Annotated in this window: 19 protein-coding genes and 2 pseudogenes; 13 read left to right on the top strand and 8 right to left on the bottom strand. The window is 57.9% G+C overall.

Features of this window, described 5'->3' with window-relative positions; translation table 11 throughout:
* Positions 1-168: 168 nt before the first annotated feature.
* The 6 genes and pseudogenes from EKA13_RS18150 to EKA13_RS28635 all read right to left on the bottom strand — a co-directional run bounded on the left by EKA13_RS18150 (position 169) and on the right by EKA13_RS28635 (position 5,609).
* Positions 169-885: an ABC transporter ATP-binding protein gene (locus tag EKA13_RS18150; RefSeq protein WP_065760719.1), complete on the bottom strand. Its 717-nt coding sequence runs from the start codon at positions 883-885 to the stop codon at positions 169-171.
* On the bottom strand, positions 878-2,080 hold the full coding sequence (locus EKA13_RS18145) for an ABC transporter permease (protein WP_065760718.1): 1,203 nt from the start codon (positions 2,078-2,080) through the stop codon (positions 878-880). The genes EKA13_RS18150 and EKA13_RS18145 overlap by 8 nt, the downstream gene beginning before the upstream one ends.
* Before the next feature lie 5 nt (positions 2,081-2,085).
* Positions 2,086-3,300 carry an efflux RND transporter periplasmic adaptor subunit gene (locus EKA13_RS18140; RefSeq protein ID WP_065760717.1) on the bottom strand — a complete coding sequence of 405 codons (1,215 nt, stop codon included), beginning with the start codon at positions 3,298-3,300 and terminating at the stop codon, positions 2,086-2,088.
* Positions 3,301-3,425: 125 nt separating this feature from the next.
* Complete coding sequence (locus EKA13_RS28930; RefSeq protein WP_425415177.1) at positions 3,426-4,130, bottom strand: methyl-accepting chemotaxis protein; 705 nt, start codon at positions 4,128-4,130, stop codon at positions 3,426-3,428.
* Positions 4,131-4,286: 156 nt separating this feature from the next.
* Positions 4,287-5,084, bottom strand: a pseudogene (locus EKA13_RS28925) (Tar ligand binding domain-containing protein); the annotation flags it as partial.
* A gap of 393 nt (positions 5,085-5,477) precedes the next feature.
* Positions 5,478-5,609 (bottom strand): hypothetical protein, encoded by a 132-nt coding sequence (locus tag EKA13_RS28635; protein WP_281182077.1) that lies wholly within the window; start codon positions 5,607-5,609, stop codon positions 5,478-5,480.
* Positions 5,610-5,710: 101 nt separating this feature from the next.
* Here EKA13_RS28635 and EKA13_RS18130 point away from each other — a divergent pair, with 101 nt between their 5' ends.
* The 7 genes from EKA13_RS18130 to EKA13_RS18100 all read left to right on the top strand — a co-directional run bounded on the left by EKA13_RS18130 (position 5,711) and on the right by EKA13_RS18100 (position 13,487).
* Positions 5,711-6,574: an MBL fold metallo-hydrolase gene (locus EKA13_RS18130; RefSeq protein ID WP_065760715.1), complete on the top strand. Its 864-nt coding sequence runs from the start codon at positions 5,711-5,713 to the stop codon at positions 6,572-6,574.
* Positions 6,575-6,584: 10 nt separating this feature from the next.
* Positions 6,585-8,327 carry a bifunctional protein tyrosine phosphatase family protein/NAD(P)/FAD-dependent oxidoreductase gene (locus EKA13_RS18125; protein WP_065760714.1) on the top strand — a complete coding sequence of 581 codons (1,743 nt, stop codon included), beginning with the start codon at positions 6,585-6,587 and terminating at the stop codon, positions 8,325-8,327.
* Entirely contained in the window at positions 8,324-10,090 is a 1,767-nt protein-coding gene (locus EKA13_RS18120; protein ID WP_065760713.1) for a SulP family inorganic anion transporter, read from the top strand. Before EKA13_RS18125 ends, EKA13_RS18120 begins: the two co-directional genes overlap by 4 nt.
* Before the next feature lie 10 nt (positions 10,091-10,100).
* Positions 10,101-10,481, top strand: coding sequence for a rhodanese-like domain-containing protein (locus EKA13_RS18115; protein WP_065760712.1), 381 nt, complete (start codon positions 10,101-10,103; stop codon positions 10,479-10,481).
* 23 nt (positions 10,482-10,504) lie between these two features.
* Positions 10,505-11,044, top strand: a complete 540-nt coding sequence (locus EKA13_RS18110; RefSeq protein ID WP_065760711.1) for a rhodanese-like domain-containing protein — start codon at positions 10,505-10,507, stop codon at positions 11,042-11,044.
* Positions 11,045-11,329: 285 nt separating this feature from the next.
* A complete protein-coding gene (locus EKA13_RS18105; protein WP_065760710.1) occupies positions 11,330-11,974 on the top strand; it encodes a peroxiredoxin in 645 nt (214 codons plus the stop codon).
* A 97-nt stretch (positions 11,975-12,071) separates the two neighbouring features.
* Positions 12,072-13,487, top strand: coding sequence for a dihydrolipoyl dehydrogenase (locus tag EKA13_RS18100; protein ID WP_065760709.1), 1,416 nt, complete (start codon positions 12,072-12,074; stop codon positions 13,485-13,487).
* 41 nt (positions 13,488-13,528) lie between these two features.
* On the opposite strand, the gene EKA13_RS18095 is transcribed toward EKA13_RS18100, so the two are convergent.
* Positions 13,529-13,798, bottom strand: coding sequence for a metal-sensing transcriptional repressor (locus tag EKA13_RS18095; protein ID WP_065760708.1), 270 nt, complete (start codon positions 13,796-13,798; stop codon positions 13,529-13,531).
* A complete protein-coding gene (locus tag EKA13_RS18090) occupies positions 13,791-14,348 on the bottom strand; it encodes a Tll0287-like domain-containing protein (RefSeq protein ID WP_065760707.1) in 558 nt (185 codons plus the stop codon). The genes EKA13_RS18095 and EKA13_RS18090 overlap by 8 nt, the downstream gene beginning before the upstream one ends.
* 368 nt (positions 14,349-14,716) lie before the next feature.
* Here EKA13_RS18090 and EKA13_RS18085 point away from each other — a divergent pair, with 368 nt between their 5' ends.
* The 6 genes and pseudogenes from EKA13_RS18085 to EKA13_RS18060 form a co-directional block, all read left to right on the top strand.
* Complete coding sequence (locus tag EKA13_RS18085; protein ID WP_065760706.1) at positions 14,717-16,117, top strand: cytochrome ubiquinol oxidase subunit I; 1,401 nt, start codon at positions 14,717-14,719, stop codon at positions 16,115-16,117.
* Positions 16,118-16,121: 4 nt separating this feature from the next.
* On the top strand, positions 16,122-17,120 hold the full coding sequence (gene cydB / locus EKA13_RS18080) for a cytochrome d ubiquinol oxidase subunit II (protein ID WP_245704359.1): 999 nt from the start codon (positions 16,122-16,124) through the stop codon (positions 17,118-17,120).
* On the top strand, positions 17,104-18,789 hold the full coding sequence (gene cydD / locus EKA13_RS18075) for a thiol reductant ABC exporter subunit CydD (protein WP_100250145.1): 1,686 nt from the start codon (positions 17,104-17,106) through the stop codon (positions 18,787-18,789). The genes cydB and cydD overlap by 17 nt, the downstream gene beginning before the upstream one ends.
* On the top strand, positions 18,782-20,431 hold the full coding sequence (gene cydC, locus EKA13_RS18070) for a thiol reductant ABC exporter subunit CydC (protein ID WP_065760704.1): 1,650 nt from the start codon (positions 18,782-18,784) through the stop codon (positions 20,429-20,431). Before cydD ends, cydC begins: the two co-directional genes overlap by 8 nt.
* 554 nt (positions 20,432-20,985) lie before the next feature.
* Positions 20,986-21,936: a 3-carboxyethylcatechol 2,3-dioxygenase gene (gene mhpB, locus EKA13_RS18065; RefSeq protein WP_065760703.1), complete on the top strand. Its 951-nt coding sequence runs from the start codon at positions 20,986-20,988 to the stop codon at positions 21,934-21,936.
* A 19-nt stretch (positions 21,937-21,955) separates the two neighbouring features.
* Positions 21,956-22,135 (top strand): annotated as a pseudogene (locus EKA13_RS18060) (alpha/beta fold hydrolase); the annotation flags it as partial.
* Positions 22,136-22,425 lie beyond the last annotated feature (290 nt).

Below are 22,425 nucleotides of genomic sequence, written 5' to 3'. Positions count from 1 at the left end.
GGGTTGCCAATTTGTGACAGCAACAGCAGAGAGCAACAAAACGAATTTTTCTGGCCGCGGGGGAAGCCCAAAGCGGCAGGTCTTAGTGATCGTGTTAATACCTATGACTTTGCTGCGCCAAGTCGCTGCCCGTAGGCTGCCAGCCCAGCGGAGCCGGCCGCGGGTGTTTCATGCCTGTCGGGTCACATCGCTCTCTATGTAGCCGTCTGCGAGAGTGATGACGCGATCACACTGATCAGAAAGGCGTGGGTCGTGGGTGACCAGCAGTACCGCGCAGCCAAATTCGCGGTTGAACTGACGAAACAGTTGAAAGACTTCGGCGGCCGACTTGCTGTCTAGGTTGCCGGTCGGCTCGTCGGCCAACAGCAGGGCCGGGCGGGTGATTAGTGCCCTAGCGACCGCCACCCGCTGCTGCTGCCCGCCGGAGAGCTGATCGGGCTTGCGCTGCTCCATGCCTTGCAGGCCCACCCGCGCCAGCAGATCAGTGGCCCGTTCACGCTGTTGCGAGGTGGGTTTGCCAGTGGTCAGCATGAGCGGCATCAATACATTTTCCAGCGCCGTGAAGGCCTGAATAAGATGATGGAACTGGAATACGAAACCGATCCGGGTGCCGCGCAGTGCGGTGCGCTGCGTATCGTCCATCGTGCGGGTAGGTTCTTCGAGCAGGTAGAGTTCGCCGCCCGTAGGTTTGTCGAGCAACCCGATCAGGTTGAGCAGGGTGCTCTTGCCAGAACCGGAAGCGCCCACCAGTGCGGCGAAGTCGTTGCGTTGTAGGCGCAGGTCCAGCCCGTGCAACACCTCATTCTCGGTTGGTGTGTCGACGTTGTAGGCTTTCCTGAGACCCACCAGGCGCAGAACCTCTTGCATCGCTTGCCGATCAGACATGGCGTATCGCCTCCACCGGGTCGAGCGCTGCCGCACGCCGTGCTGGCAAGGCCGCCGAGAGAATGCCGGTAACCGTGGCCAGCGCCGCAGCAGAGGCCAACAGCCAGGGATTGAGAGGGATATAGAACAACTTGGGACCGAAGGTGTTGAACGCGCCCACCAGGCCATAGCCGGCCGTGCCGCCCAGCAGCGAGCCAGCTAGACCGAACAGCGCTCCCTGGATCAGGAACACCCGCAGCATCTGTGACTGACGAGTGCCCATTGCGCGCAGGATGCCGATCTCGCGCGTGCGCTGCACCACGCTCACCGACAACACGCTGGCGATGCCCAGTGCCACGCTCAGGGCCACGAACAAGCTGATCATCTGAGTGGACAGGCTCTGTGAGCGCAAAGCGTTCATCAGTTGTGTGTTGGTTTCCATCCAGCTTTCGGCCTTCAGGCCGGTGAGGCGGCCGATACGTTCGGCAATCACCTGCGCTGCAAAGATGTCTGTCACCGTCAGGTCGATGGCGGTGGCCGCGCCCGGTAGATCGAGCAGGGCCTGCGCCTGCTTCATGTCGAGGTACACATAGCGTGCGTCGAGTTCGCGCACGCCCAGTTCAAAGATGCCGGCAACATTCACCACGGCCTCACGACCTTGACCGCCATCCAAGCGCAGTTTGTCGCCGACGGCCATGCCCAGGTCTGCGGCCAGCTGTCTGCCGATCACGGCGTCACCGGCACCGATGCGAAAGACGCCGGCGATAATGTCCTGCTGGATAGGGATGATGCGCTGGTAGCGCTGCGCGTCGATGCCGATCAGTGCGGTCGATTGCAGGGCCTCGCCACGGCGGGCAAAGGCCGGCCCCGAGATCACCGGCGAGACCGCGCTGACCTGCGGGAAACTGTCGAGCACATTACGCACCTCCTGCCAGTTGTTGATCGAGCGCAGGCGCTGGGCACGCTTGTTTTCCAGCAACAAATGCACGCTGCCCGGCTCGACGGGCAGCACGCGGTTGCGTTCTTCCGGTGGCTCCACCTTGATGTGGGCCTGAGTGCCCAGCGTGCGCTGGATGATGTTGTCCTGCAGTCCCGTGATTAGTGCGGTCAGGAACACGATGACCGCTACGCCGACGGCGATGCCGACGAGGATCAGCAGGCTCTGTGCCTTGCCCTCACGCAGGAACCTGACAGCGATGGTCCATTCAATCCACATCGGGACTAGTCCAGTCGGGCAGGCAGTTCATTTCGACTTTGCGAGTCAAAAGACGCTTTGGCGGTGGCCGTCATCCGAACCTGGTCACCCTCGGAGATGGACGCTTGCGCATCAGCCAGAATCCAGTCGCCGGCCTGCAGCCCTGCGCTGATCTCGGTCTGCGTCAGACCCCGTAGCCCGAGGCGGACCTTACGCCGCGTGGCCTGGCCATCGACCACCCGCCACACCTCGGCGTGTTCACCGTCCACAACTGTCAGCGCATCGTTGGGCACCGCCAGGGCATTGTCGCGGCGTCCGGTTTCAATGTTCACTGAAACCGTCATGCCTTCCAGTAGGAAATCCGGGGCCGGATCCACACTGAGGCGAACATCCACAGTACCGCGTTGTGGATCGACAGTCGGCGCGATGAAATCGACTCTGGCCTTAAAAGGGCGGGTCGGGTAGGCATCCGCGACACAGGTGGCCAGCTGGCCCAGACCGAGTACCTCAAGATTCTTTTCATCCAGCGGCACCAGCACCTCGGTGCCACCTGTGCGGGCAATATCAAACAGAACAGTGCCGGGTTGCACCAGATCGCCAGGCTCTGCATTGCGGGTCAACACGGTACCGGCCAGCTCGGCCCGAATGGTGGTTTTGGCCAGCTGCGCACGAGCATTGGCTACCCTTGCTTGCGCCGCCAGCTCGCTGGCCTGACCGGCTTGCAGCGTGCGAGCAGCCAGTTGTGCCTGTTCGAGCGCTGCGCGCGCGCTGGTTTCAGCCTGTACGGCCTGCTCCATGATCTCGCGGGAAATCATTTGCCTGCCTAGCAGTTCTTGGCGGCGCCGGGCTTCCCGGCTGGCCTGAGTAAGCCGAGCTTGCGCATCACGCAACGCGGCTTGCGCCTGTGGCCGGCTGGACTGTTGCAACTCCGCCAGCGCGGCTTCAGCTTCATGTACCGCAGCGACCAGATCATCGGCTCGCAACACCGCTAGCACGTCGCCGGGAGCTACCACGTCGCCCTCGGTCACTCGGCGCTCGATCACCACACCGGTTACCTGGCTACCTACCTGCGCACGCGAAAGTGCGGCGATCCTGCCGGTGGCCACCACCGTCTGCACGAGGGGTTGCGCAGTTAGCTGGTAGCCGGCCAAGGCCGGCCCCTGCAGAGTGCGGATGCCTCCCCAGATCAGCACAGTCAGCCCCGTGCAGGCGAGAGTAATCAGCAGCAAAGGACGGTTCATTGTGTGACTCTAGTGTTAGGGGTGGCGGGCATTCGCTTGCCGATTAGCGGGCGAGGCAAGCCTCATACTTATTTTACTTCTGTGTCAGCTGACCCCACGAAACAAAGGGGAGATTCTGGTAATTACTAAAATCGGAACATATGAACCAAACGCTGAAGCTGGCCAGCCAAAATTGCCAATTGCGTACTTGTGGCAACATTCTGTCGTGATGCCTCGCTAGTTTCTTCAGCTATCTGACTGACACTAGTGATATTACGGTTAATCTCCTCCGCTACAGAGCTCTGTTCCTCTGCGGCGGATGCGATCATTGCATTCATGTCGTTAATGGTTGCAACAGCACTACTAATCTGATCCAGCATCTGGCCGGCACCGGCAACCTGCTGCTTTCCGGCCTGCGCCTTGCTGCAACTACTTTGCATGACTGTAACAGCGCGATTTGCACCAGCTTGAAGCTTCTCAATCATGATTTGAATTTCACTGGTTGATTGCTGAGTGCGCGATGCAAGCGAACGCACCTCGTCAGCCACCACAGCAAAACCTCGCCCTTGTTCACCAGCTCTTGCTGCCTCAATTGCCGCATTGAGTGCAAGCAAGTTGGTTTGCTCGGCAATGCTACGAATAACATCAACCACAGAGCTAATATTTGCACTGTCTTCCTCAAGCTCATGGATAACTGTGGCGGCATGTTCAACTTCATTAGCTAGGCTGTCGATTGAAGCGATTGTTTGATGAACAACAAGCTTACCGCTTCCTGACTGGTGATCTGCTTCCTCTGCTGCGCGCGCTGCGCTGGCAGCATTACCTGCCACATCCTGAACAGTGGCTGACATTTCGTTCATCGCGGTAGCAACCTGATCTGTTTCCAGCTGCTGACGGCGGATACCGTCACTTGTTTGGTTACTGACTTGAGAAGTTTGCTCAGCCGCAGCTGCCAGCTGCTCTACAGCAGCTGACAATTCTTGAATAGTGTGTTGAAAGCGCGAAGCCATTGTATTGAAAGAACTGGAGATTTCGCTTAGCTCATCTCGTCCTTGAGAGGCGACCCGATAGCCTAAATTGCCATCTGCAAGTTGTTGACTGCCGACTTGAAGTGCCCGAACACTCTTTGTGATTCCAGACACAGTGGCAAAAGCTAAGGTGGCCGCCAGAAACAGAGCAACTGCAAGCACCAGACCGATTATCATCGCAAGACGCTCGAACGACTGTACCGCGTGTTTATAGCCTGCATTGGCTGCTGATTGCTCCGACGCAACTAAGTTTCGCAAGCTGGCATAGGTGGTCATGAAGGAAGGCTGTAGGCGAGTAAGAAAGATTGCGTTACCTCCCGTATAGTCACCTTGGCGCATCGCACTGAGCGTAGGCAGAACACCATTGTCTAAGTAGTTCGACAGCTTTTTTTGCAGCTCATTGACCAGACGATTCCGCTCTTCGGTCATTGGCATACGCTGATAGTCAGCCAGACGCTCACGCATGATGCTTACACTTTTATCCACAGCATCGAAATGCATGCTCGCAGGATGATCATGTGCCTTCTCAAACGCGCTACCGGGCCTGTGCTGAAGGGTAAGCAAAAGCTGAGTACGCACTAGCTGCATGTGAGTGGTGATGTCGCCAAGGTTGTCCAGTGGTATTAAAACGTCGTTATACATCTGTCCAAGGCTGGTATTGCTGTTGCGCATGCCATTAAGCCCAGCGAGTGTCAAACAGACCGTCAAAAGGGACAGCACCATAAGTAAACTGATTAGTCGGTTCTTTATTGAAAAACGGGCCAGCCATTCGCTCATCACTTCACCTTTTCGAAAATATCAATTTGCCTTAACTGTATCGACAGGGATACATCAAGTCCTGAGCCAAATCAGCTTGTAGGCACGATTATTCCGTGCAGTAATCAAAATAGAGATGCTGGCCAGGGTGGTAGACCGGCTTCATATGCCTGGAAACTGCGTTTGAGCGCCCTCGTCATACAGCCCGTGCTTACTGAATCGACGCTAATCTTGTAGGTACTCGATGACTGTTTTGGCCCAGGGTGCATAAAAACACTTTCTTATCTCACGTGCTTCAGCCCATTGCTCTTGGGCGCGGTGATATCCCGATTATTTACCACGATCAGCGCCGGTAACGCTTCAGAGCGTGTATGAAGCGCTTTCGCACCTCTAGGGGCAGTATAAAGCCGGGCTTTACGCCGCCATCGCCTTCAAAAAGACTTCGGTACCGATGCTTTTCATCACCCGCTTCAAGTTGTAGGCGAGCACATTCAGGCTCATTTCTGGGCTCACCCCGTTCAGTTTTCGAGTCAGGAAGTACGTCATACACATGCTGCTTATTCTATTTAGATCTATGCATAGAACAGAATAAACATGTAGCCTAACTCTAAATCAGATACCCCTGGGGGTATATAAAGGAGACGGCCATGCAAGTCAATGTCGAAGCGTTTTTTGACCCCGCCACGTTCACCTACAGCTATGTAGTAATCGACCCCAGCAGCCAGCGCTGCGCCATTATTGACTCGGTGTTGGATTATGACCCGGCCTCCGGGCGCACTTCCTTCGCCAGCGCTGATCGGATGATCGCGTTCGTTAAAGAGCATGACTTAAAGGTGGATTGGCTGCTAGAAACCCATGTGCATGCAGACCACCTCTCGGCTGCGCCCTACCTGCAACGCGAACTGGGCGGCCAGTTGGCGATTGGTGAAAACATCACCGTGGTGCAAGACACATTCGGCAAGTTGTTCAACGCCGGCACCGAGTTCGCCACCGATGGTCGCCAGTTCGACCACCTGTTTAAAGATGGCGATACCTTTCAAATAGGCAACATCGCTGCCCAAGCCATGCACACCCCGGGGCACACGCCGGCCTGCATGACCTACCTGATCGGCGATGCCGGCTTTGTGGGTGATACCCTGTTTATGCCGGATTACGGTACGGCGCGGTGCGACTTCCCCGGTGGTGATGCGCGCACCTTGTTCCAATCAATTCGCAAGCTGTTCACCTTGCCGGGTAGCACTCGTCTGTTTATGTGCCACGACTACAAGGCACCGGGGCGCGATGATTTCCGCAACCAAACGACCGTTGCCGAAGAGCGCGCGCACAACGTGCATGTGCATGAGGGCATTGATGAAGCCAGCTTTGTCGCCATGCGTAGCAGCCGTGATGCGACGCTGGGCATGCCCACGCTGATTCTCCCGGCGGTGCAAATAAACATGCGCGCGGGGCAACTGCCACCCGCCGAAGACAATGGCACTCGCTACTTGAAAATCCCCCTCGACGTGCTCTGAGGTGCTGACCATGGATGCGCTAAAACACCTCAGCCCGTTTATCGCCGTCGCTGGGCAGTTGCAACCAGCAGACATGGGCACACTCGCTGCGGCAGGGTTTCGCAGCGTGATCAATAACCGCCCCGACGGCGAAGGTGAAGATCAACCCAGCTCAGCCGAAATTCAAACGGCAGCGCTGGCGAGTGGCCTTGAATACTTCTTCCTGCCAGTGACGGCGGGGCAGATCAGCGATGAACAGGTGGCGGCTTTTACTGAGCTGCTCGGCCACGTGCGCGGCCCGGTGCTGGCGTTCTGTCGCACCGGCACACGCTCCACAACGCTGTGGGCATTGAGTGAAGCGCGCCACTTAGACCCGCACGCGCTGCTTAAAACGGCGCAGAACAACGGCTATGACCTCAGCGGCCTGGCGCCGCGCCTAGAGCAGCGTTGGCAGAATGCGCCCCTCGCCACAGCGCAACGCAGCACGCCGCCCACCCAACGCTATGACGTGGTGGTGGTTGGCGGTGGCGCCGCCGGTTGCGCGGTGACGGCCAGCCTGCTGCGGCGCGACCCGCACTTGCGTATCGCCATCGTCGAGCCCAGCGAACATCACTACTACCAGCCGGGCTGGACGCTAGTTGGCGCTGGTATTTTTGACCGAGCCCACACCGAACGGCCAATGGCCCGTTGCATTCCTCGAGGTGCGCAATGGATTTGCGCCGCAGTGGCCGGCTTTGAGCCCGAGCAGCAATGTGCGGTGCTTGAAGACGGCAACCGGATTGGCTACCGCACCCTGATCGTCTGCCCCGGTTTAAGCCTGCACTGGGATGCCGTCGAAGGCCTCAAAGAGACGCTGGGGCAGAACGGCGTCACCTCCAATTATCAATTTGAGCTGGCGCCCTACACCTGGCAACTGGTGCAAAATTTACGCAAAGGCAACGCGCTGTTTACCCAGCCTCCAATGCCGATCAAGTGCGCCGGTGCGCCGCAGAAGGCGCTATACCTGTCGTGTGACTGGTGGCAAAAACAAGGGGTACTGCCTGACATTGACGTCGAGTTTTGCACCGCTGGTGCGGTGTTATTCGGCGTGCCGACCTTCGTTCCGCCGCTGATGAAATACATCGAGCGCTACAACGCCCAGCTTCACTTCAACACCACCCTAACGGCAGTGGACGGCCCGGCGCGCAAAGCATGGTTTAACCAGGTGGATACGGCAGGCAACAGCCAAACCATCGAAAAATCCTTTGACATACTGCACGCCGTGCCGTCCCAACGCGCGCCTGAGTTTATTCGCCAAAGCTCTTTGGTTAATGCCGAGGGCTGGGTTGAGGCAGACGCAGAAACCCTGCGCCATCCGCGCTTCGGCAATATCTTCAGCTTGGGTGACGTTTGTGCATCACCCAACGCCAAAACCGCTGCCGCCGTGCGCAAGCAAGCGCCGGTGGTCGCGGAAAACGTGATCTCTGTTCTCGCCGGAAAAGGGCCACGCGCGCTGTACGACGGTTACGGCTCATGCCCGCTGACGGTTGAGCGTGGCAAAGTGCTACTGGCGGAGTTTGGCTACGGCGGCAAACTGCTGCCTACCTTCCCGTTAGACCCCGCCATACCGCGCCGCTTGGCTTGGGAGCTGAAAGTTAAGCTGATGCCCAGCATCTACTTCGACATGATGCTACACGGCCGTGAATGGCTGGCCGCCCCCAAACGTTTGCAGCATGAACCCGCTGCCGTTCAAGCAGCAGCGGCCTGTGATTTTGGAAAGGATCAGGCCAAATGAAACTGAGCCGCTGGCTGCCCTGCCTCGAGTGGGGGCGTCGCTATGACCGCAGCAGTGCGGCCCAAGACGGCCTGGCCGCACTGATCGTAACGCTGATGCTGATACCGCAGAGTTTGGCCTACGCCATGCTGGCCGGTTTGCCGCCGGTGACGGGCCTGTATGCGAGCATTTTGCCGCTGCTGGCTTATGCCGTTTTTGGCTCCAGCCGCACCTTGGCCGTAGGCCCAGTGGCGGTGGTGTCGCTGATGACTGCCGCAGCGCTCGCGCCACTATTCCCTGCGGGCAGCGAAGCGTATATCGGCGCGGCGATGCTGCTGGCGCTTTTGTCTGGGTTGCTGCTCAGCAGCATGGCGATGTTGCGCCTGGGCTTTTTGGCGAACTTTCTCAGCCATCCGGTGGTGTCTGGTTTTATCAGTGCCTCTGGCATCCTTATCGCAGTGGGGCAGCTTAAGCACCTGCTTGGCATCAGCGCTTCGGGCGAGAGCCTGCTGCAGATTATTCCGCAACTCTGGCTCGGGCTGCCGAACACCCACTGGCAAACACTGCTGATCGGCGTGTTCAGTCTGATCTGGCTGTGGTGGGCGCGGGCGCGCCTAAAACCTGTTCTGCAACGGCTGGGGCTGTCTGTGCAAATGGCGGGCAACTTAGCCAAAGCCGGGCCGGTGCTGGCGATTATTGCCGCCATTGTTGCGGTGTCGCTGCTACAACTGGAGCACGCTGGGGTAAAAGTGGTCGGGCTTATCCCGCAAGGCCTACCGGGGCTGATGCTGCCGACGCTGGATATCACCTTAGCCATGCAACTGATGCCCGCCGCACTGCTGATAAGCTTGGTAGGTTTTGTTGAGTCGGTGTCGGTAGGCCAAACGCTCGCAGCAAAACGGCGCCAACGTATCGAGCCCGACAATGAGTTGCTCGGCTTGGGGACAGCCAATCTGAGTGCAGCCTTTAGTGGTGGCTTTCCTGTTACCGGTGGTTTTTCTCGTTCGGTGGTCAACTATGACGCCGGCGCGCAAACTCCCATGGCTGGAGTGTTCACCGCCGCCGGTATCGGCCTCAGCGTCATGCTGCTGACCCCGCTGCTGCATAACCTGCCGCAAGCCGTATTGGCCGCGACGATTATTGTCGCGGTGCTGAGTTTGGTTGACCTTGGTTCGCTGAGCCGCACTTGGCGATACTCGCGCCCTGACGGCGTCGCGCAGTTGGCGACGATTATCGGTGTGCTGCTGATCGGTGTTGAGGCTGGCATCCTGATCGGCGTGGGTCTCTCACTGTTGCTGTTTCTTTGGCGCACCAGCCAGCCGCACATGGCGGTTGTCGGGCAAGTACCGGGCAGCGAGCATTTTCGCAATATCGAGCGCTTTGCGGTTATTGAGTCGCCCAACGTGCTGTCGCTGCGGGTCGATGAAAGCCTGTACTTCCCCAACGCCCGCTACCTCGAGGATCGGATTGGCGAGCTGATAGCCAATCGACCTCACGTGCGCCATTTGGTGCTGATGTGCTCTGGCGTCAACCTGATTGATGCCAGCGCCCTTGATTCGCTGGAAGCCGTTGTTGAACGCCTAAAAACCGCCAACATTCAGCTGCACCTGTCCGAAGTGAAAGGCCCGGTGATGGATCAGCTGCGCCGCTCAAGCTTTCTCCAGCACTTTGGTGGCCAGGTGTTTATCAGCCAGTTCGAGGCCCTAAAAGCTTTAGCTCCGCAGCTTACCCAGCAGACCTTACTGCCGAGCAATCTGCGCGCCGACACCCAACCCCATGCATAAGGACATTCTGATGAAAACTGCCCATGACTTGGTAGCCGCCGCTAAAACGCGCATCCATGAAATTGACCTGCAGGAGGCTGACGCAGCCATCAAGGCGGCTGATGTAGTGATCGATGTGCGCGAAGCCGATGAATTTCACGCCGGGCATATCCCCGGAGCCATCAACATTCCCCGCGGCTTGCTGGAATTCAAACTGAGCAATGAACCCGAGCTGGCGCAACGCGACCAGAAGCTGGTGCTCTATTGCAAAAACAGCGGCCGCGCGGCGTTAGCCGCGTGCTCATTAAAAGAGATGGGCTACCTGCACGTTCTGTCGATTCAAGGTGGCTTTGAGGCGTGGAGCGCCGCCGATAAGGCTATCGACACCCCGCACCTTCCTGCATTCGATTAAGGCCAGTGGCCAAAGGAGCACTCATGCAACGCCTACTGACTGCTATTTGCCTCAGCCTGCTGACCTTCGCCGCCCACGCGGTGGATCTTTCCGCCAATGCACAGGAGGTGCACAAGCGCCTGCAGCAAGACGCAACGCAACTGCTGTTTATCGATGTGCGTGACCCAGTCGAGATCATGTTTGTCGGCTTTACCGATGATGTGCACACCAACATCCCCTATCTGCTGGTTGACCGCAGCGCGTGGGATGAAACCCGCGGCACTTACTCAATCGCACAGAATCCCAATTTTATTGCCGAGGTAAAAGCGGCGTTGGCCAAGCACGGCCTAACTGCCCAAAGTGAAATTATTACCATGTGCCGTTCCGGCAGTGAGCGCGGTAAGCCAAGTGCAGATTTTCTTCGCGCTAACGGCTTCCCCAATGCCCGCTACGTGGTTGATGGCTTCCAAGGCTCGGCACTCAAAGAGGGCCCGCAAGCCGGCATGCGCCTGCAAAGCGGCTGGCAAAACGTCGGGCTGCCATGGAGCGCAAAAATGAACCCCGCCAAGATGTATCGACCTTAACCGCTTGCCAGCCCAGGGTTAGTCACCGCTGGCTTAGCGGCTCATGTACCCGGCCATACACCGAGTTTTAACGCTGTATTGTTTGTGCCTATGACATCGATAGAAACGCTTCGGTTTAATCACTAGACGAATTTGCTAAGCTCGCCATATATACCCCCAGGGGTATATATGGCGACTGCAGGAGGACTATGTTGATGACCACTGACGTCGCTGCCTTTTTCATCCGGCCACATCGCCCAAATACGACCGCTGCACCTAATCGTATTCATCAAAAGGAAATGCACCATGGAAAATAGCCCGCAGATGAGCTTCCCTCGCCTCAACGAGCCAGCACCTCCGTTCACCGCTCGCACCACGTCCGGTGATCGTTCGCTGGAAGACTACCGTGGCAAGTGGCTAATTCTGTTCTCCCACCCGGCAGACTTCACGCCGGTGTGCACCACTGAATTTATTGGCTTTGCTAAAGCCGCACCAACGTTCGCTGAAATGAATTGCGAGCTGCTGGGTCTGTCCATCGACAGTCTGTTTTCGCACTTGGCCTGGATGCGCAACATCAAAGAGAAGTTCGACGTCGAAATCCCCTTCCCGATCATTGAAGACATCTCCATGAGAGTCGCCAGTGCCTACGGTATGGTTCACCCGGGCGCGGCGGATACCCAAGCGGTAAGGGCGACCTTCTTTATCGACCCCAACGGCATTCTGCGCGCGATGGTGTACTACCCAATGAGCAACGGCCGCAGCATTGATGAGTTCGTGCGTCTGCTGCAAGCCATGCAAACAGCCGACGACAACAGCGTGGCAACTCCGGAAAACTGGCGTCCGGGCCAGCCGGTTATCGTACCGCCGCCAAAAACTGCAGAAGCTGCCGAGAAACGCGCCGCTGAAGGCTACGAAACAGTGGATTGGTACTTCTCCACTAAAACGCTGTAACGCTTAGCAAAAGGGCTTTACTGCCCTCAAACCGCTGCATATGCCTTCGCATATGCAGCGGTTTTCTGCATCTCAAGTCGAAAAGGATTCTCCGGTCATGCGTACAGAAATCACCGTCGACGTTGCCATTATTGGTGCCGGTACAGCCGGACTCTATGCACTGCGTGAGGTGCGCCGCGCCGGGCGAAGTTTTGTCCTTATCGACCACGGCCCGCTCGGCACCACCTGCGCCAGAGTGGGTTGCATGCCCTCCAAGTTGGCGCTGCATGCAGCCGATCTATGGCAATCACGTTTGGCCATGCCGGCCATCGGTGTGGTGTATAGCGAGGAGCTACAGCTTGATAACGCCATCACTTGGGCAGCTCTGCGTAAGCAGCGTGATTTCTTCTCTAACAACGCCGCTAACAAAGCCCGCGCCGCGGCGGGCAAACAGCTGATCGAGGGGCGCGCACGCTTTCTTGAACCCACCTTGCTGGAAGTTGAAAGCGCTGAAGGTACGCACGTCATCCGCGCAGGCGCGGTGATTATCGCCACCGGCTCGCGCCCGTTTATCCCCGACTGGCTGGCTCCGTTTGCAGACAGGATTGTCACCACGGACACGCTGTTTGAGATGGCAGAATTGCCGGCACGCATCGGGGTGTTGGGTTTGGGCGCGCTGGGTCTGGAAATGGGTCTGGCGCTCAGCCGGCTCGGCATTGAAGTCACAACGGCTGGCGGTTCAAGCCTGGCCGGTATTGATGACCCACAGGTGGCCGCCCGTGCAGTCGAGGTTTTCTCGCAAGAGATGCTAATCTGGCTCGGCCAACCCGCCAGCGTTGAACGTGCAGAGCATGGGCTGGTGCTGCGCTCAGGTGAACGCTGCGTAACTATTGACCTGCTACTGGTGGCAACCGGCCGGCGCGCGAACACCGATGAGCTGAATCTGCAGGCGGCAGGTTTTACCCTGCAAGAACGTGGCGAGCCGCTGTTTGACCCGGCCACTCTGCAACTGGACGATTGGCCGGTGTACATCGCCGGTGACGCTAACGGGCAGCGCGCTTTGATGCATGAAGCGGCTGACGAAGGTGCGATAGCCGGCTATAACGCAGCGCGGACCACTCCCACGCGCTTCCGGCAAAAAACTTCGCTGTCCATCGCCTTCGCTAAACCTGATGTCGCGACCATTGGTAAACGCTTGAGCGAGCTAGAACCCAGCCGGATTATCGTTGGCAGTGCTTCGGGCGAAGCGAATGGCCGTTTGCGCATCTTGGGCGGTGAACGCAGCCTGCTGAATATTTACGCCGATAGCACCAGCGGTTTACTACTCGGCGCCTCGCTTCTCAGTATCGACGGCGAACACTTGGCGCATCAACTAGCGTGGGCCATCCAGCGGGGTGAAACGGCGCAAAGCCTGCTGCAAATGCCGTTCTACCACCCTGTGGTGGAAGAGTTGCTGGCCACAGCGTTGCAAGAAATCGCCAAACACTTCACTGACCCTCAAGGCTTGCCCCTTGGGCTCTCGGCCGAAGAGTGAGGCGCAACGACGGCGGCGCCAATTTTTGGCGTACGCAGCCGTTAGGTGTACTTGGTGAAGATGGCCCTGACTTGCGCCAGTTTGTCTTGGTTACTGTGGTCTGGAGTGAGGATGGCCTCTTCGGCCAAGCAGATCAGCATCTCCTGATAGGCCTTATCCAGCGCCTTACGGGCGGCGCTGAACTGCTGAGCAATAGACTCGCATTCATCGCCGCGCTTGATCATGGCTTGAATGCCACGCACCTGGCCCTCGACGCGGGCCAGACGCTTTAACAGAGAGTCACGATGTTCTAACTGCGTTAATTCAATCATTTCCAACTTCTAAAGTACGCCGCAAAGTAAAAGCACCTCGCAATTCACCCAAAGCGAATCCACGAGCCTCATCCTCCGGGTAGCGTACATCAATCACCGCGGCAAGAGACGGCTGAATGTTTTTGCCATGACAGGCTAAGCATGGCTCACCAGTGGCAATGGCTTTCATCATGCGGAACTCGTCGCCAACAACCTCGGCATGACTGAGTTCAGTCACCGGTTCACCTGCAGCTGCACGCTCGGCAAATTGCTCGAGGACCTGTTTTTCCCAGGCATCTGCAGTATTGGCCGGGTTACGTACCTTTAATGAGGTACGTCCAACCTTCCAAGGTTGCTTGCTGTGCTGCCCAGCAATCTCTGGAGCCAATAACTGGCAAGCCTCTACGGCCTTTACAGGCCCGCCGGACTCCATCGCAGACTTTACGGTAGACATCAAATGCTGCCCGAAAGGCGGTATTAGCGCTGCGCCCTCTGCCTTTAAAGCCTGAAAATCCTCGGCGTAAGCAGCCATGCTCAACGAACCTATAAGAACTGCAGTGATCAATCGCATAACGTCTCCAGAGAAATAGCTTTCCACATACCCGTGGGAGTATAGACACGACTTAGCCAAAGTGACTACTCAGAAGCAACTAAAGGGACGCGCCATTGCATGCAGAAAAACCATGTCGTGTTCATGCCAATGACTAAACACACAAAATTACTGGCCTGAAGACGGGATAGCTGAAGACTCACTGACTAACAGATACGCTTTTCATCTGCATGAAGTGATTACCTGACGGTGGCAGAAAGTGTGCTGCGCAAGGGAGTGCGGCATTTCGCCCACATACCCCCAGGGGTGTTATGAGTTAGACTGAAATGGCCGAAAAAGGCGACTGCTTAATCGGTTTTCAGTCAGTTCCAAACACAGGATCGACTCAGATGGAATTAGACCCGCTCTTCCTCTCGCGACTGCAATTTGCCTTTGTGGTTTGCTTCCACGCCATCTTCCCGGTGTTCACCATCGGCCTGGCCTCATTCATCGCCTTTTTGGAAACCATGGCCTTTCGAACGGGTGATCTCGTTTGGGTAAGGCTGTCGAAGTTCTGGACGCAAGTTTTTGCCGTGGTATTCGGCATGGGGGTAGTGTCGGGCATCGTCATGGCCTTCCAGTTCGGCACCAACTGGAGCAACTTCTCATATGCGGCGTCTAACTTCCTCGGCCCAGTGCTGAGTTATGAAGTGATCACCGCATTCTTCCTTGAAGCGGCCTTCCTCGGTGTGTTGCTGTTTGGCCGCGATAAAGTACCGCCAGGCGTACACTTGCTGGCTGCCTGCATGGTGGCGTTGGGCACCTTTATCTCCTCGTTCTGGATTCTCTCGGCCAACAGCTGGATGCAAACGCCGGTCGGCACCGAACTGCGTGACGGTATGATCCATGTCGTGTCCTGGTCGCAGGCGTTGTTCAGCCCTTCGTTTATCTACCGCTTTATGCACATGGCGCTGGCCTCGTTCCTCACCGGTGCCTTTGTGGTTGCAGGCGTCAGCGCTTGGTACCTGCTGCGTAAGCGCGAGGTGGAGGTCAACCGCAAAGCGCTGTCGGTCAGCCTGTGGATGATCCTGTTGATCGCGCCCACCCAAGCGGTGGTAGGCGACTTTCACGGCCTTAACACGCTGCAACATCAGCCGATCAAAGTGGCGGCGATGGAAGGCAATTGGGAGCGTGGTACGGGTGTGCCGCTGCTGCTGTTTGCCTGGCCGGATAAAGAGGCGCAAACCAACCATTTTGAAATCGGCATCCCGAAACTGGCGAGCTTTATCCTGACTCACGACTGGAACGGCGAACTGCCCGGCATCACGGACGTGCCCTATGAGAAGCAACCGCCCGTGTGGCTGGTGTTCTGGGCGTTCCGCGTGATGGTCGGCATTGGCCTGGTGATGATTGCCTTTGGCCTGACTGGCCTGGTGCTGCGCCGTGGCGGTCGTTACTGGCAAGCGCCGTGGTTCCTCAATGGCCTGCGCTGGATGAGTTTCACGCCGTTTCTGGCGGTGCTTGCCGGTTGGGTGGTGACAGAAGCCGGTCGCGCGCCGTGGCTGATTTATGGGGTGATGACCCACGCACAGGGGCTGACGCCGTCGCTGACGGGCGGCATGGCCCTGTTCACCCTGATTGGTTACATCGTGGTCTACGCGATGGTCTTTAGCGCCGGCTTGTATTACCTGTTCCGCGTGCTGCAAGCGGGCCTAGAAGAAGACCTCAGCGCAGAAGACACCCATGAAGTGGAGCGGGCTTCGCGTCCGTTGTCGGCAACCCATGTACGCCTGGAACAGGGGGAACACTGAAATGGTGCCTTTTGACCTCACAATGATTTGGGCGGTAATCATCGCCTTCGGCATCATCATGTACGTGCTGATGGACGGCTTTGACCTGGGTGTGGGGATTCTCTTCCCCTTCGCCCCAGACGAGCAGGCCCGCGACGTGATGATGAACTCAGTGGCACCGGTCTGGGACGGCAACGAAACCTGGCTGGTGCTCGGTGGCGCAGGCCTGTTGGCGGCCTTTCCGCTGGTGTACTCGGTGTTGCTGCCGGCCATGTACATCGGTGTGTTTTTGCTGCTGGCGGGTTTGATCTTCCGTGGCGTGGCCTTTGAGTTTCGCTTCAAGGCCAACACCTCGCGCTACCTTTGGAACTGGGCCTTTGCTGGTGGTTCGATCATTGCCTCGTTCGCTCAGGGTGCAGTGGTTGGGGCCTACATTCAGGGCTTCAACACCGAAGGCTTGGTGTACGTAGGCGGTGCGCTGGATTGGCTGACGCCGTTCACCGTGCTCACCGGGATCGGCCTGCTAGCCGGTTACGCCTTGCTCGGCTGCACCTGGTTGATCATGAAAACCGAAGGCTACATTCAGGACTGGGCCTACAGCCTGGCCCCGAAACTGCTGGCCGCCGTGCTGCTGGTGTTTGTTGCCATTAGCATCTGGACGCCTTGGGTTGATCCCGCTGCCTATGCGCGCTGGTTCTCGGCCATCGGCCTGATCTGGATCTTCCCGGTGATGGCAGCATTGTGCGCCCTGCAGATTTTCCGCAGCCTGCGCAAACGCCGTGAGGCCATGCCGTTTATCGCCACCATGGGTTTGTTCATTTTCACCTACCTGGGGCTGCTGGTGACCAAATGGCCGTACATCATCCCGCCTAACCACACCATCTGGGACGCCGCCTCAGCCCCTGAGTCGCAGTTGTTCCTGCTGCTGGGCCTGTTGTTCGTCATCCCGATTGTGTTGACCTACACCGCCTGGACCTACTGGGTGTTCCGCGGCAAGGTAAAAGCAGGTGTCGGCTATCACTGATAAAACCCGCAGCCAGCGCAGCCGCCACTGGCTGACCCGCCAGCAGCAGGCCGTTCGCCCGTTGCTGCAGGGCGCGGTGGCGGCCGGCATGCTAGGCGGTGTGGCGATTGCGGCGCAAATGGGCTTGATGGCCTGGCTGGTGCACGCCTTGCTGATCGACGCGGCCCCGGCACATAGCCTGTGGCCAACGATGGCTGCGTTGCTGTTGGCGGTGTTGCTGCGTGTGCTGGCGGCTGCCGTGCAGGAGCGACTAGGCCAACTGGCTAGCGCCAAGGTTCGCCAACAGGTGCGGGGGGAATTGAGCGCCTTGTGGGCCCGGCTCGGGCCGGTGCGTTTGGCAGCGCTGCCCAGTGCAAGCCTCACCAACCAATGGGTCGAGCAAGTCGACGCCCTCGATGGCTATTACGCCCGTTACCTGCCGCAGCAATGGCTGGCGGCGCTGGTGCCGTTGATGCTGGTGGCGCTGGTGTTCTGGCTGGATTGGCTTGCGGCGCTGTTTCTCTTGCTGGCCGCACCGCTTATTCCGTTATTTATGGCCCTGGTCGGCATGCATGCCGAACGCATCAGCCAGCGCCATGTGCTGCAGGCCGGGCGCATGGCCGGACAGTTTCTCGACCGGGTGCGCAACCTCACCAGCTTGCAATTATTCGGTCAGGTTGAGCGCTCAGTCAGTCGTATCGAAGAAGCTACTCAGGCGTACCGTAAGGTAACGATGGAGACGCTGAGGGTGGCGTTTCTCTCGTCGGCGGTGCTGGAGTTCTTTGCCTCGGTGGCCATTGCGGTGGTGGCCATGTACATCGGCTTTGGCTTGCTCGGCTACATCAGCTACGGCCCATCGCCGTCGCTGACCCTCTTTAGCGGCTTATTTATCCTGCTGCTGGCACCGGAGTTCTTCCAGCCGCTGCGCAGCTTGGCCCAGCATTATCACGACCGCGCAGCGGCGTTGGCAGCAGCTGATGCATTGGCGGAACTGGAGGCACTGGGTAGCACCATCCCGGAACTAACCGCGCAACAGCCAGGCGGCGACGCCAACGGCATCACCGTGCAGAACCTGCAGCTTGGTTATGTCGGTCGCGGCTTAATCCTGCGTGACGTAAACCTGAGCATTAAGGCCGGTGAGGTGGTGGCTCTGGTCGGCCCCTCTGGGTCAGGCAAGTCGAGTCTGCTGCATTGCCTAGCCGGTTTTATCCAGCCAGATGCCGGTCATATCAGCCTGTTCGGCCGCCCGCCGGGTGAGCAACCACTGGCGTGGATGGGCCAGCGGCCGTTTCTGATTAAGGGCAGTTGGGCCGATAACCTGCGCCTCACCGCGCCCCATGCAGACGCGGCCGCCTTGCAGCGGGCACTGGCGGCTGTGGGCTTGAGTAAACTGTTGGCCGCTCAACCACAGGGCCTCGATAGCCTGCTGGACGAAAGCGGTCGCGGGCTTTCAGGCGGCCAAGCGCAGCGCTTGGCGTTAGCGCGGGTGTGGCTGAACGACGCCGTCTTGGTGCTGCTAGATGAACCCACCGCGAGCCTGGATGAAGAGAGCGAAGCTGACGTGGTCAAAGCCTTACAGGCGCTGGCAGCGGCCGGCCGCACAGTGGTCATCGCCACCCACCACCCGGCCCTGATGCACATGGCTGATCGCGTTGTACGTCTGAACAACGGAGCGTTGGCCGATGACTGAGTTATTGCCCTGGCTGCGCGACATGCGCCATTGGCGCGGGCGCCTTTTAGTCGGCGCCTTACTGATGCTGCTGACCGTGCTCAGCGCCATCGGCTTGCTGGCTTTATCGGGGTGGTTTATTACCGCCACCGGCGTCACCGCATTGCTTTGGGCCGCAGGGCAAAAAGCGTTTTTTGATATTTATGTGCCGGGCAGCGGCATCCGTTTTTTTGCCCTGTCGCGCACGGTAGCGCGCTATGCCGAGCGGGTGTTTAACCACAACACCGTGCTTGGCTTGCTGGCCGATCTGCGCGTGCGCCATTTTAGCGCCTTGGCGAAATTGGACGGTGCCACCTTGGGTCGGCTGCGCGCAGCGCAGTGGCTCAACCGCTTGACCGCCGATATTGATGCGCTGGATACGCTCTACCTGCGCCTGCTGGCCCCACCAGCTGTGGCTTTACTGGCGATTGTGCTGGTGTGCGGGCTGGTCGCGTTGTTTCACCAGATGTTGGCGCTGGTGCTGTTGTTGCTTCTGCTGGCGCTGTTGTTACTGGTAACCGCCGGCATGGCCACCGCCGGTCTGCGCCTGAGTGCTAACCGCGTCGAGCAGTTGGATGGCTTGCGCGTGCAGTGCGTCGAGCAACTGCAGGGCTTAGCTGAGTTGTCTGCCGCCGGTAGTCTGGCTATGCATCAACAAGCTCTACTTAGCCGCAGCCAACAGTTATTGACTGAGCAACTAAGCCTGCAAGACCGTGTGGTGCTGTTTCAAACACTAGGGTTATTCGGTGTCTTAGGGGCCAGTCTGCTCGGCCTGTTCGCTGGCGTATTTGCCTACCAGCAAGGACTGCTCAGCGGGCCGCTGATGGTGATGATCGCCTTGGCGCTGATGGGGCTTAACGAAGCCTTTAGCGCGTTACCCGCCGCCTTCGCCCAGTGGGGCGCAACCACCGCTGCCGCAGCACGGCTGAACCAACAGGTGGCGATTGTTGGACGCTTGCCCCGCGCTATTGAGCCGCTACCGGTGCCTGCGGTCATGGCCCTGAGCTGGAAGGCGGTAAACGTGGCGCATGCCGGTATTAGCCAACTGAAATTGAACATCGCGGCGGGTGAGCGCCTAGCGGTAATTGGACCATCCGGTTGCGGAAAATCAACCTTAGCTGCACTAGCCGCACGCTTGATCGACCCCGACAGCGGCGAGGTGTGCGTGGCTGATATAGCGTTAACGGCGCTTGATCTCGACGCTTGGCGCAGCAAGTTAGCTTACCTGACCCAAGAGACCGAACTGCTACACGGTAGCATCGCCGACAACCTGCTGCTCGGCCAGCCCGATGCAAGTGATGACCGACTGTGGTGGGCACTGGACATGGTCGACCTCGCCGACACGGTTGAAGGCACGGCTAACGGCCTGAATACCTGGGTAGGCGAAACCGGCAAACAACTCTCGGGCGGTGAAGGTCGGCGCTTAGCGCTGGCCCGTGTGCTGCTACGTAACGCGCCGCTGGTGATACTCGACGAGCCCTACTCCGGGCTTGATCTGACCACACGCGAACGCATCAAACCGTGCATAGACGCGTGGTTACAGGGCCGCACAGTGCTGCTTCTGGGCCATAGTGAGCAAGCACTACCCAAGGCCGATCACCTAATAAGCTGGCGCGATATTTAAGTTACTCAGCACGCTCCGGTAGCGATTGGTATTTGATTCGATTTCGTTCACGCATCGTTGAAGTATAGCTCTGGTAGTTACGATCCAATTTTTTACCGCCTTGGATCTGCCACCAACAATCGTTGCGTTACCACTGATAGCAGTTCCGCTTACTGGGACAGCACTATAAATGGCAATAACAAGCGCGAGTTACCTTTCCGTTGTCTTTTTGAAAATGGGCGTTTCTTTGAGGTCGATATGAATCACCTTGGCTTGCCTAGAGGCTGTTCAGCCTAAATTTCGCTCTAATTCTCGGGGGCGACAGCTTGAAACCTTCCGATTCTGTTGAAAAAGTCCCTTCGCGATTTTTTCCCATGAAAGATCGATAGCGACGTTGAAATCTGATTCGCTCAGAAAGCGGAGCTGTCTTAGTTTTTACGTAGCAGTTTTATGCGTTCAAGGGATAAAGCGGTCTGCCAAAGGAGTGTTGCGTGCTCGCCTGCAATCTATTGTTGAGCCTCAGAAACGAACGGAGTCATGTTTTGAATGCTCTGTGATCTAGAGGGTTGGTGAATATGAGCGTGTATCTCCATTGCCTATCGCATACCCCCTTGATGGGCTATGTAGACCCTGCTCCAGCAGTACTTGGCGAGGTGAGCAATGTGATCGCGGTGGCGCGAAAACGGATTGCAGAGTTCGCTCCTGAGCTGGTTATTTTGTTCAGCCCTGATCACTACAACGGCTTTTTCTATGACGTGATGCCGCCGTTTTGCATTGGTATGGCCGCTCATGCCATTGGTGATTTCGGCACTCTGGCCGGGCCGCTGCTGGTGCCGCAGGAGCTTTCCGAAGCCTGTGCTGCCGCTGTGCTTGATGCGGGTGTGGATGTCGCAGTGTCGTATCGCATGCAACTCGACCATGGCTTCGCCCAGCCGCTGGAGTTTTTGCTCGGTGGTCTGCGTGAAATGCCGGTGATCCCAGTCTTTATTAACTCGGTGGCTACCCCTCTGCCGAGTTTTCAACGTGCCCGTCTGCTGGGGGAGGCTATTGGCAGATGGGCCAGTTCGCTGGACAAGAGGGTTTTGCTGCTGGGCTCCGGGGGGTTGTCGCACCAGCCTCCTGTGCCTGAGTTAGCCAAGGTTGAAGGCCTCATGGCGGACCGGCTAAAAGGCAGTGGTCGGAATTTGCCAGCCGATGAGCGCGAAGCACGCACGCAGCGGGTAATCCACGCGGCGCAAAGTTTCGTGTGTGATCAAGCTTCACTGCACCCACTCAACCCTGAGTGGGACCAGCACTTCCTCACATTGCTGGAGCGTGGGCAGCTGTGTGAGCTGGACGCCATGTCCAACGCTGAGTTGTCAGCATTGGCCGGTAAGTCCACCCATGAGGTTAAGACTTGGGTGGCTGCCTTTGCCGCCCTTTCTATGTATGGCCCATACCAGACCCAAGACCGCTATTACCGCCCTGTACCTGAGTGGATCGCAGGTTACGGTTCGCTGAGTGCGAGCCCTTGCGCTCACACTTAATGCCATAAGAGAGATTCCGATGAGCCAGTACAGCGAAAGCGCTACGAGCCGCTTTTCCCTTATTGAAGACCAAGGTGTGAGCCTGAATATCCACTATCACGACTGCGGCGATGGTGGAGAGGTAGTGGTAATGCTGCATGGCTCCGGGCCGGGGGCCAGTGGTTGGTCAAACTTCAATCGCAACATCGAGCCGCTGGTTACAAGTCTGGCAGCCGTCAGTGTGGCGTCCAAATAAGCTGCACCCTGTCATGGGAATGTTTAAATGCCATGATCGGCAGGACGCTAGTTGCTAGTGGCGCACGATAGTCTGTCAGTAGACTTCCTAAAGGTGCCTGACAACCGAAGGGAAGATTTCGAGCAATTGCCGCAAGCATTACCAGCATGCGGTCCCTGAAACTGAATACTAGCGGAGTATAGTGGATCCACCTTTTGAGACAGTGACTACGGGGTAGTTTAAGCTGTCGTCCTCGAAAGGATGACAGCAAATGG

The organism is Pseudomonas defluvii, from assembly GCF_001695625.1.
GTDB classification, from domain to species: Bacteria; Pseudomonadota; Gammaproteobacteria; order Pseudomonadales; family Pseudomonadaceae; genus Aquipseudomonas; species Aquipseudomonas defluvii.
Note: the sequence above shows the minus strand (reverse complement) of the source record. Positions and strands in the feature narration are given on the sequence as shown.

Bases quoted from the DNA above. Each gene is read 5' to 3' on its own strand.
- EKA13_RS18125 (WP_065760714.1), top strand. From the start codon at position 6,585: ATGGATGCGCTAAAACACCTCAGCCCGTTTATCGCCGTCGCTGGGCAG.
- EKA13_RS28635 (WP_281182077.1), bottom strand. From the start codon at position 5,609: ATGACGTACTTCCTGACTCGAAAACTGAACGGGGTGAGCCCAGAAATG.
- EKA13_RS18145 (WP_065760718.1), bottom strand. From the start codon at position 2,080: ATGTGGATTGAATGGACCATCGCTGTCAGGTTCCTGCGTGAGGGCAAG.
- mhpB (WP_065760703.1), top strand. From the start codon at position 20,986: ATGAGCGTGTATCTCCATTGCCTATCGCATACCCCCTTGATGGGCTAT.
- EKA13_RS18095 (WP_065760708.1), bottom strand. From the start codon at position 13,798: ATGATTGAATTAACGCAGTTAGAACATCGTGACTCTCTGTTAAAGCGT.
- EKA13_RS18150 (WP_065760719.1), bottom strand. From the start codon at position 885: ATGTCTGATCGGCAAGCGATGCAAGAGGTTCTGCGCCTGGTGGGTCTC.
- EKA13_RS18090 (WP_065760707.1), bottom strand. From the start codon at position 14,348: ATGCGATTGATCACTGCAGTTCTTATAGGTTCGTTGAGCATGGCTGCT.
- EKA13_RS18110 (WP_065760711.1), top strand. From the start codon at position 10,505: ATGCAACGCCTACTGACTGCTATTTGCCTCAGCCTGCTGACCTTCGCC.
- EKA13_RS18105 (WP_065760710.1), top strand. From the start codon at position 11,330: ATGGAAAATAGCCCGCAGATGAGCTTCCCTCGCCTCAACGAGCCAGCA.
- EKA13_RS28930 (WP_425415177.1), bottom strand. From the start codon at position 4,130: ATGTCAGCCACTGTTCAGGATGTGGCAGGTAATGCTGCCAGCGCAGCG.
- EKA13_RS18140 (WP_065760717.1), bottom strand. From the start codon at position 3,300: ATGAACCGTCCTTTGCTGCTGATTACTCTCGCCTGCACGGGGCTGACT.
- EKA13_RS18115 (WP_065760712.1), top strand. From the start codon at position 10,101: ATGAAAACTGCCCATGACTTGGTAGCCGCCGCTAAAACGCGCATCCAT.
- EKA13_RS18130 (WP_065760715.1), top strand. From the start codon at position 5,711: ATGCAAGTCAATGTCGAAGCGTTTTTTGACCCCGCCACGTTCACCTAC.
- EKA13_RS18085 (WP_065760706.1), top strand. From the start codon at position 14,717: ATGGAATTAGACCCGCTCTTCCTCTCGCGACTGCAATTTGCCTTTGTG.
- EKA13_RS18100 (WP_065760709.1), top strand. From the start codon at position 12,072: ATGCGTACAGAAATCACCGTCGACGTTGCCATTATTGGTGCCGGTACA.
- cydC (WP_065760704.1), top strand. From the start codon at position 18,782: ATGACTGAGTTATTGCCCTGGCTGCGCGACATGCGCCATTGGCGCGGG.
- EKA13_RS18120 (WP_065760713.1), top strand. From the start codon at position 8,324: ATGAAACTGAGCCGCTGGCTGCCCTGCCTCGAGTGGGGGCGTCGCTAT.